11 protein-coding genes are annotated in these 8,910 nt (G+C 70.4%); 9 read left to right on the top strand and 2 right to left on the bottom strand.

Translation table 11 applies throughout. The annotated features are described in order from the left end of the window. The 8 genes from D7V77_RS37820 to D7V77_RS37855 form a co-directional block, all read left to right on the top strand. A partial coding sequence (locus D7V77_RS37820) for an aminotransferase class I/II-fold pyridoxal phosphate-dependent enzyme (protein ID WP_120581096.1) occupies window positions 1-391 on the top strand: 391 nt, incomplete at its 5' end. Beyond that, window positions 391-984, top strand: coding sequence for an imidazole glycerol phosphate synthase subunit HisH (gene hisH, locus D7V77_RS37825; protein ID WP_120581097.1), 594 nt, complete (start codon window positions 391-393; stop codon window positions 982-984). The genes D7V77_RS37820 and hisH, both read left to right, overlap by 1 nt. Next, window positions 981-1,697, top strand: a complete 717-nt coding sequence (locus D7V77_RS37830; protein ID WP_120581098.1) for a HisA/HisF-related TIM barrel protein — start codon at window positions 981-983, stop codon at window positions 1,695-1,697. Before hisH ends, D7V77_RS37830 begins: the two co-directional genes overlap by 4 nt. Then, on the top strand, window positions 1,694-2,239 hold the full coding sequence (locus tag D7V77_RS37835) for an imidazoleglycerol-phosphate dehydratase (protein ID WP_120581099.1): 546 nt from the start codon (window positions 1,694-1,696) through the stop codon (window positions 2,237-2,239). The genes D7V77_RS37830 and D7V77_RS37835 overlap by 4 nt, the downstream gene beginning before the upstream one ends. Next, a complete protein-coding gene (hisF, locus tag D7V77_RS37840) occupies window positions 2,239-3,000 on the top strand; it encodes an imidazole glycerol phosphate synthase subunit HisF (RefSeq protein ID WP_120581100.1) in 762 nt (253 codons plus the stop codon). Before D7V77_RS37835 ends, hisF begins: the two co-directional genes overlap by 1 nt. Continuing rightward, window positions 2,997-3,779 (top strand): histidinol-phosphatase, encoded by a 783-nt coding sequence (hisN, locus tag D7V77_RS37845; RefSeq protein WP_120581101.1) that lies wholly within the window; start codon window positions 2,997-2,999, stop codon window positions 3,777-3,779. The genes hisF and hisN overlap by 4 nt, the downstream gene beginning before the upstream one ends. Continuing rightward, the gene (gene hisIE / locus D7V77_RS37850; RefSeq protein WP_120581102.1) at window positions 3,776-4,393 is read left to right on the top strand and encodes a bifunctional phosphoribosyl-AMP cyclohydrolase/phosphoribosyl-ATP diphosphatase HisIE; all 618 of its coding nucleotides are present in this window, start codon (window positions 3,776-3,778) and stop codon (window positions 4,391-4,393) included. The genes hisN and hisIE overlap by 4 nt, the downstream gene beginning before the upstream one ends. A gap of 222 nt (window positions 4,394-4,615) precedes the next feature. Further along, window positions 4,616-5,059, top strand: a complete 444-nt coding sequence (locus tag D7V77_RS37855; protein ID WP_120562860.1) for a DofB protein — start codon at window positions 4,616-4,618, stop codon at window positions 5,057-5,059. Window positions 5,060-5,118: 59 nt separating this feature from the next. On the opposite strand, the gene D7V77_RS37860 is transcribed toward D7V77_RS37855, so the two are convergent. Continuing rightward, the gene (locus tag D7V77_RS37860; protein ID WP_233597482.1) at window positions 5,119-6,258 is read right to left on the bottom strand and encodes a hypothetical protein; all 1,140 of its coding nucleotides are present in this window, start codon (window positions 6,256-6,258) and stop codon (window positions 5,119-5,121) included. A gap of 81 nt (window positions 6,259-6,339) precedes the next feature. Between D7V77_RS37860 and lpdA the strand changes: the two genes are divergently transcribed. Further along, the gene (lpdA, locus tag D7V77_RS37865) at window positions 6,340-7,737 is read left to right on the top strand and encodes a dihydrolipoyl dehydrogenase (protein ID WP_120581104.1); all 1,398 of its coding nucleotides are present in this window, start codon (window positions 6,340-6,342) and stop codon (window positions 7,735-7,737) included. Here lpdA and D7V77_RS37870 read toward each other — a convergent pair. Next, complete coding sequence (locus D7V77_RS37870; RefSeq protein ID WP_120581105.1) at window positions 7,734-8,732, bottom strand: YafY family protein; 999 nt, start codon at window positions 8,730-8,732, stop codon at window positions 7,734-7,736. The two genes, lpdA and D7V77_RS37870, sit on opposite strands and share 4 nt — an antisense overlap. Window positions 8,733-8,910: the final 178 nt, after the last annotated feature.

The following is an 8,910-nucleotide window of genomic DNA, read 5'->3' on the forward strand; positions in this document are numbered from 1 at the left end:
GGGGTGGGGCGTTGGGGCGCCGTCGCTGGTGGCGGAGGTGGAGAAGGCCCGGGGGCCCTACAAGCACACGGCGCTGGGCGAGGCCGTAGCAGTGGCCGCGCTCACGGATGACGTCCCGTGGATGGAGGCCTGCGCGGCGGAGGCGGTGGAGAACCGCGAGCGGTTGCGCGGCGCCTTGAAGGCGCTGGGGTTGGAGCCACTCCCTTCGGAAGGGAACTTCCTCCTCGTCCCCGTGCCGGAGGCGCGGTGGGTGGGCGAGGCGCTGCGAGAGCGCAACGTGAACGTGCGGGTGTTCGAAGGGCTCACGGGCGTGGGTGATGCGCTGCGCATCGGCTGCGGTCCCTGGCCGATGATGGCTTCGGCGCTGAAGGCCCTGAAGGAGGTGCTGTGATGCGGGTGACCCTCTTCGATTACGGCGCCGGCAACCTGCACTCGCTGATCAAGGCGCTGGCCACCACGCCCGGCGCGGACGTGCGCGTGCAGGAGGATCCACTGCGCGCACTGGATACCGACGTCCTGGTGCTTCCCGGTGTCGGGGCGTTCGGTTCGGCGGCGGCGCGGCTCGCTCCGGGACGCGAGGCGATGCGCAAGGCGCTGGACGCCGGCCTGCCGTGCCTGGGCATCTGCCTGGGCATGCAGCTGCTCTTCGAGGAGAGCGACGAAGGGGCAGGGCAGGGACTCGGCTACTTCCCGGGCCGGGTGACCCGGCTGGCCGCGCGGCACGTTCCTCAGATTGGATGGAACGACGTGGATGAGGACCGGGCGCTCCAGCCCGCGCGGTTGTCGACCGTGTACTACGCGCACAGCTTTGTCTGCCGTGCCGTGGAGTCTAGCGAAGTGGTGGGCTGGACAACGCACGAGGGCGACCGGTTCCCCGCCTCCGTGCGGCGCGGGAACGTGCTGGGCGTGCAGTTCCACCCGGAGAAGTCCTCCCACGCGGGCGTGCGCTTCGTGCAGGCATTTCTCCAGGAGGTGTCCTCATGATCGCCATCCCGGCCATCGACCTGCGGGAAGGGGCGTGCGTGCAACTCGTGGGTGGCTCCTACGAGGCGGAACGCGTGCGCGTGAATGATCCGCTGGATGCCTTGAAGCAGTGGCTGGCGCTGGGCTTCCGCACGTTCCACGTCGTGGACCTGGACGCGGCGCTGGGGAAGGGCTCCAACGCGGATGCGGTGGCCCGGCTGGTGTCGCATGCCCCGGGCCTCACGTTCACGGTGGGCGGCGGTGTTCGTGAAGCCTCGCGCGTGGAGGCGGTGCTCGCGGGCGGGGCGTCCTCGGTCGTCGTGGGGACCCGGGCCATCGAGGACCTGGCCTGGCTCACCGAGGTCGCGGAGCGCTTCCCCGGCCGCGTGGTGGTCGCCGCGGACGTGAAGGGCCGTGAGGTCGTGACGCGCGGTTGGACGTCCGGCAGCGCTCGCGACATCCGCGACGTGCTGTCCGCGCTGGAGCCCCTTCCTCTGGGCGGGATGCTCGTCACGGCGGTGCACAAAGAGGGGCAGCTGGGCGGCGTGGACCTGCCCTTGATGGAGGAGGTGGCCCGTTCGAGCCGGCACCGGCTCTACGCCTCCGGTGGGGTGACGACGATCGAGGACCTGCGCTCGCTGGCGAAGGTGGGCGCATTCGGGGCGGTGGTGGGCATGGCGCTTTACACGGGTCGGTTGGATGCGCGCGCGGTCGCGCGGGAGTTCACGCAATGAGCACGGTCACCACGGTCGTCCGTGAAACGAAGGAGACCCAGGTCACGGTGGAGCTGGCGCGCGGTACCGGCGTGGCCCGGGTGGACACGGGCCTCAAGTTCTTCGACCACATGCTCGCCACGTTCGCGCGCTACGCGGGGCTGGACCTGACCCTGCGCGCTCGCGGCGACCTGCGCCACCACCTGATGGAGGACGTGGCCATCACCCTGGGCACCGCCGTCCAGCGCGTCATCCCCGCTACCGCCGCGCGCTACGGCGAGCGCACCCTGCCCATGGATGACGCCCTGGTGCAGGCGTGCCTGGACGCGGGCGGGCGCTTCTTCTACCGGGGCCCGTTGAAGAACCGGCTGTACGAGCACTGGATGCGCTCCTTCTGCGAGCACTCGCGCATCACGCTCCACCTGCGCGTGCTTCGCGGCAAGGACAGCCACCACCTCACCGAGGCGGCCTTCAAGGCGCTGGGGCTCGCGCTGCGCGATGCGATGGTGGACTCCGGCGTCGTCTTCAGCATGAAGGGCAGTGTCTCCCTGGAGGTGAAGTGATGCTCCGTCGACGGATCATCGTGTGCCTGGACGTGAAGGGCGGCCGCGTGGTGAAGGGCGTCCAGTTCGAGGGACTGCGCGATGTGGGCGACCCCGTGGAACTGGCCCAACGCTATGAGGAGGCCGGCGCGGACGAGGTGACCTTCCTGGACATCTCCGCGAGCACAGAGGAGCGCCAGACGCTGTGGGACCTGGTCCAGCGCACCGCGGAGCGCCTCTTCATCCCGCTCACGGTGGGCGGAGGCGTGCGCACCGTGGACGACGTGGGCCGCGCGCTGAGGGCCGGCGCGGACAAGGTGAGCATCAACTCCGCGGCCGTGGCCACGCCGGAGCTGCTCACCGGATGCGCGGAGCGCTTCGGCGCCCAGTGCGTGGTGGCCAGCATCGACGCGAAGCGCGAGGGAGACCGCTACCGCGTCTATACACACGGCGGCCGGCGGCCCACCGACCTGGACGCCGTGGCCTGGGCGAAGGAGTGCGTCCGGCGCGGCGCGGGCGAGGTGCTGCTCACCAGCATCGACCGGGACGGGGCTCGCACGGGCTATGACCTGGACCTGACCCGCGCGGTGGCCGAGGCCGTGGACGTGCCCGTCATCGCCTCCGGAGGCGCGGGCCGCGCGGAGCACGTGCGCGATGCCCTGACCCTGGGCGCCGCGGACGCGGCGCTCGTCGCAGGCATCCTCCATGACGGCCTCACCACGGTGGGCGCCTTGAAGTCCCTGTTGAACGACAACGGCATCGCCATCCGGAGCACGACATGAACGCGGACCCAAGAGACTTGATGGAGGCCGCCGCCGACGTGGCGCGCAAGGCCGGTGACGTGGCGCTGGACTTCTTTCGGCGCGGCATCGCCGTGGACACCAAGAGCGACGGCACGCCCGTGACGGTGGCGGACCGCACCGCCGAGTGGACCGCTCGCGAATGGCTGGAGGCGCGCTTCCCCGAGGACGGCATCCTGGGCGAGGAGTTCGGCGAGTCCCGGCCGGGCGCGAAGCGCCGGTGGATATTGGATCCCATCGACGGCACGAAGACGTTCATCCGGGGCGTGCCGCTGTGGGGCACGCTGGTCGCGGTGGCGGAAGGGGAGACCATCCTCGCGGGCGCGGCCTACTTCCCGGCCGTGAACGAGCTGGTCGTCGCGTCCCCGGGCCTGGGCTGTTTCTGGAACGGATCCGCGGCGCGCGTGTCGGATCAGGACTCACTGGCGCAGGCCGTGGTGCTCGTCACCGACGAGCGCTTCCTCCAGAACCCCGCGAAGGGCGCGGCCTGGAAGGAGCTGTCCCGGCAGGCGTCCCTCTCCCGCACATGGGGCGACTGCTACGGCTATCTCCTCGTCGCCACCGGCCGCGCGGAGGTCATGGTGGACGAAGGCCTGTCGCCCTGGGACGCGGCGGCCCTGCAGCCCATCATCGAGGAGGCCGGCGGCGTCTTCACCGACTGGAAGGGCACGCGCACGGCGTTCGGCGGTGACGGCATCGCCACCAACGCGGCGCTGTCGAAGCGCGTACGCGAGGTGCTGCGCTCGGGAGTCCAGCCATGACGTTGGAGCTCTCCCGGTTGAACTTCGACAAGGGCCAGGGGCTGGTGACGGTGGTGACGCAGGACGCGAGCACCGGCGATGTGCTGATGGTGGCGCACGCCGACCGCGAGGCGCTGGAGCGCACGCTCGCCACGGGTGAGATGCACTACCGCTCCCGCACGCGCGGCCTCTGGCACAAGGGCGCCACCAGCGGGAACACCCAGAAGGTCGTCTCACTCACCGCGGATTGCGACGGAGACGCCGTGCTCGCGCGCGTGCGCAAGGCCGGCCCCGCGTGCCACACCGGCGACGAGACCTGCTTCGGCGAGGGCCGCTGGGACGCGCTCGCGCACCTGGACGCGACGCTCTCCGCTCGCGCGGCCGATCCCCAGCCCGAAGGCGCGAAGCCCAGCTACACGCGGCGCCTGCTGGAGGACCGGAACCTTCGCCTGAAGAAAGTGGGGGAAGAGGCCGCGGAGCTCGTCACCGCCTGCGCGGACGCGGACACGCACCGGGCCGCGGAAGAGGCCGCCGACGTGCTCTTCCACGCGCTCGTCGCGGTGCGTGCCCTGGGCGTCACGCTGGACGACGTGAAGGCCGTCCTCGCCGCCCGCGCGCGTCCGAAACGGCCCTGAACTCCCTGGATACCCCGGCGTGTCGGTTGCGACCCAGGCGGAGTTGTCCAGCTGCACTGCATCCTCACAGCGTGACTGGCACACAGGCGCCCCAAAGGTGCATGCGTGTGTCCGCTACTCTTCAACCGCCTCTGTGATCCTGGTACAGATTCCGGCCTGCGACACGGGCCGTGCCCGACGAAGCGGCCCCGTCGTCATCAGCGTTCGCATCCCGGAGGCTTCGTGTCTGCCACGTACCAATCCGAACTCATCGACCGCGTCCTCTTCTCGCGCTGGCACAACCCGCCGACGAAGGACGACGTCCAGGCCATCATGGCGCAGATGGAGGACGCGACGCAGCGACTGGGGCAGAACGTGCTCTACATCGCGTCCATCAGCCCCAAGGCGAAGGTTCCCGACGCGACCGAGCGCGCGCACCTGAACCAGATGGTCGCCGAGGGCCGCCGCTACTGTGAGCAGTCCTGGCTCGTCTACGAGGGCACGGACCTGCAGCACAACCTGCAGCGAGTCATCATCTCGGGCGTGCTCATCCTCACGCGCACGTTCGACAACTACCTGTCGGTCGCCAAGTCGGCGGACGCCATCGTCAAGGACGTGTCCACCGCGCTGAAGAAGGACGCGTCCTCCATCTTCCGTCAGGCGCGCGACCGCGGCCTCATCGCCTGACGCACCACGCGGGCGACGTCGGAGCCCCTCCGACGCCGCGTGCGTGATGGCGCCCGTGCCTACCGGGCGCCGATGATCTCCAGTTCCTTCAACTCCACCCCCGGCCGCTCCGGAAGGACGCTCACCGCGTCCACGTCGAGCAGGGGGACCCCGGGCTTGCAGATCTCCCACCTGCCCGTGCCGTGGAAGCGGCAGACGGTGGGATCCACGAAGAAGCCCTTGCCCCCCGGCTCCGCGTGCCCCACGCCGTCCGGAGTGCGGACGTGTGCCCGCAGGGAGCCCGGCCCCGTGGCCCGCACCTGGAAGGACGCCACGTACTTCAGCGACGGGGCGTACCCCAGCCGCAGCGCGCTGTCAGCCCCCGTGCCCGCGTCCGCCATGGGCAGCTTCACTCCGGACAGCTCGTCCCGGTCGAACGCGCGGAACGCATCCCCAGGCCCCGTCGACTGATCCGGCTTGATGGGCTTCGTCTCCACCGTGCCCGCCGTGTTCAGCGTCGCCAGCATGGGCGCCCGCCGGGCCTGCTGCACCGCCGCAGCGTTCAGGAGCGCCGGGGGCAACTGCTCCGTCTTCACACACGTGGGTGCCAGGGCCTCCATGAGCGCCAGCAGCTGCGGTTCCACCTCCGCCCCTGTCATGGCCGCGGGGCCCACGGCCTGGCGCGCGAGCTCCTGGCAGGCCGCGCCTAGGGCGGGCCCCGCGTGCTCCAGGCTCCAGCTTGCCTCCTGGAGGGGCGGGTTCCCCCGGCGCGCGGCCTCCCGCAACGCCTGCGTCACCGCCTGGCCGCAGGGATTGTCAGCGGGCGCACATCGCTCGCAGAGGGTGGCGAGCAGCTCACGGGGCAGGCCGTCCTTCGCCGTCAGCGGCGCTCGGGAGGCCAGGGCAGGGCCCCGGGCGCAGGCGGCGGCGGGAGGGGTGGGGCAGTCGCCCAGCTGCCGGTGCGCGTCACTCCAGGCCGTGCCCGCGTCCCCTCCGGTGCCCCCGTCGCTCTGCTGGAGGAGGTCCCCCAGGACGGCGTCCAGGCCCCGGCACGCGGCGGGGCCCAGGTCGGGCGGGGTGATCTTCACCGGCTGCTTCGTGGCCGGCGCCTTCCCGGGGGCCGGAGCGGGCGGGGCTTGATGCGACACGTAATAGAGGCGCGCGAACGCCAGCAGCGCTACTAGCATCAAGAGAAGCGTGTGGAGCGGGAAGCGACGCACGAGCAAACTCCTTGATTCCGACCGGGACCGGGGGTTATCAGCGCCCGCGAGTTCCATCCGCAAAAATGACCGGAGGCGTGTGTGGCTGAGACTTTCGACGTGGTGATCATCGGCTCGGGTCCTGGCGGCTATGTGGGCGCCATCCGCGCGGCCCAGCTCGGGCTGAAGACGGCCATCATCGAAAAGGACAAGCGCCTGGGTGGCACGTGTCTGCACCGCGGCTGCATCCCCACCAAGTCGCTGCTGTGGACGGCGTCGCTCTTCCACCACATCAAGGAGTCGTCCGACTTCGGCATCGATGTGGCGAACCCGACCGTCAACTGGGCCAACGCCCAGAAGCACAAGGACAAGGTCGTCACGAAGGGTGCCAACGGCATCGACTTCCTGATGAAGAAGAACAAGATCACCGTGGTGAAGGGCCACGGCCGCATTGCCGGCAAGGGCAAGGTGGAGGTCACGGCGGAGGACGGCTCCAAGCAGACCCTGGAGACCAAGAACATCATCATCGCCACGGGCTCCGTGCCCAAGTCCCTGCCCAACGTGGCGGTGGACCACAAGCGGGTGATGAACAGTGACTCCATCCTGACCATCGACCGCATCCCCAAGAGCATCATCGTCCTGGGCGCCGGCGCGGTGGGCTGCGAGTTCGCCTCCGTGTTCAACCACGTGGGCAGCCAGACGGCCATCGTGGAGTACATGCCCGCGCTGCTCCCCATCGAGGACGCGGACATCTCCAAGGAGCTGGAGAAGGTCTTCAAGAAGCGCAAGATCGACGTTCACACGGGCGCGAAGGTGGAGAAGGTGGAGCACACCGCCGACGGCGTGCGCGTCACCATGTCCGTGGGCAGCGAGACGAAGACGCTCGAGGCCGAAATCCTCCTGTCCGCGGTGGGCCGCTCGCCCGTCACGGAGGACGTGGGCCTCAACAAGACGGCCGTCCAGGTGGACCGCGGCTTCATCAAGGTCGACACGCTGTGCCGCACCAGCGAGCCCAACGTCTACGCCATTGGCGACGTCATCCCCACGCCGATGCTGGCGCACATGGCCAGCGCCGAGTGCGTGATGGTGGTGGAGCACATCGCCGGGAAGAACCCCGCGCCCATCAACTACGACCTCACGCCGTCCGCCACGTACTGCTACCCGGAGGTCGCGTCCGTGGGCCTCACGGAGAAGAAGGCCAAGGAGCGCGGCTACGACGTGAAGGTGGGCAACGCCCCCTTCGCCGCAGTGACCAAGTCGGCCATCTCCAACGAGTCGGTCGGCCTCATCAAGATCGTCTCCGACAAGAAGTACGACGAGGTGCTGGGCATCCACATCATCGGGCCGCACGCCACGGAGCTGCTCGCCGAGGCCTGCGTCGCGATGAAGCTGGAGATCACCACCGAGGAGCTGGCCCACACCATCCACGCGCACCCGACGCTCTCCGAGATCATGCACGAGGGCGCCGAGGCCACGCTGGGTCACCCGCTGCACTTCTAGCGGGGACGGCGGCCCGGCCCCTTCCGGCCGGGCCCGCCGTAGAGCGCCAGCAGTGAGGCCGCCAGCGCGGCCAGCCGTTGGCGCAGCGGTTCCGGGGCGAGCACCTCCACGCCCGCCCCGATTTCGCACAGCTGGGAGACCGCGATGGACTCCCGCTCGAAATCCAGCGTCACCTTCCGCTTCCCACCGCGTGCCGCGGGCGCCTTGTCGATGCGCTCACCGTCGGCCGGGGGACGCATCCTCCGCAGCGCTGCTTCCCCCTCCTGCGTGCAGGAGAGCGTGACGTCGTAGCGGGGGCGCTCGGTGGCGAACTTCGCGCACCAGTCCTTCCAGAACACAGGCAGGTCGAAGCCCTGCGGGCGGGTGAAGCCCTGCGGGCGCAGCCGCACGTCGCCAATGCGTCCGCCCCGGAAGACGCGCGGGCCCTTGTCCGTGCCCGCGACGAGGTACCAGCGGTCCGCTTTGATCACGAGCCCGTAGGGGTCCACCGTCCGCCGGGAGCGGGCGCCGTCGAAGTCCTGGTAGCTCAGCGACACGCGGCGGTCCTGCCAGGCGGCGTCGCGCAGCTTGCCCAGGTGCGGCAGGGGCTCGCGGCCGGTGAACCAGCCGGAGGCGTCCACGTGGAGCCGTTGGCGCGCGTGCTCCAGCGCGGGCTGCTGGAGGGCGGGGAGGGCCGCGGCCAGCTTCACCAGTCCCGTGCGCAGCGGTCCGGACAGGCCCAGGTCGTCCAGGGCTCCAGGAGCGCCCACCGTGGCCAGGGCCTGGAGCTCCGGGCGGGTGAGGCCGGTGAGCTGCGTGCGCCAGCCCTCCATCAGCGCCACGCCGCCGGTGGCGCCTCGGGTGGCGTAGACGGGGACGCCCGCGGTGGAGAGGGCGTCCAGGTCCCGGTGCACGGTGCGGCTGGAGACCTGGAGCTCGCGCGCCAGCTCGCCCACGGTGCTGCGGGGCCGGGACTGGAGGCGCATCAACAGGTGGACGAGGCGATCCGCGCGCATGGGCCCTCTGGGTTTCGGGAGAGGTGCAGCCTGGGCTGGGAATCATGACAGGGGTTGTCAGGATTGGGGATGCATGGTGGCGCTTGAAAGGGGAGCACTGACATGAAGCCACTCGAAGGACAGGTGGCCCTGGTCGCTGGAGCGACGCGGGGCGCGGGCCGGGGAATCGCGACGATGC

Source organism: Corallococcus sp. CA041A (genome assembly GCF_003612075.1).
In the GTDB taxonomy this organism is placed as follows: Bacteria; Myxococcota; Myxococcia; order Myxococcales; family Myxococcaceae; genus Corallococcus; species Corallococcus exiguus.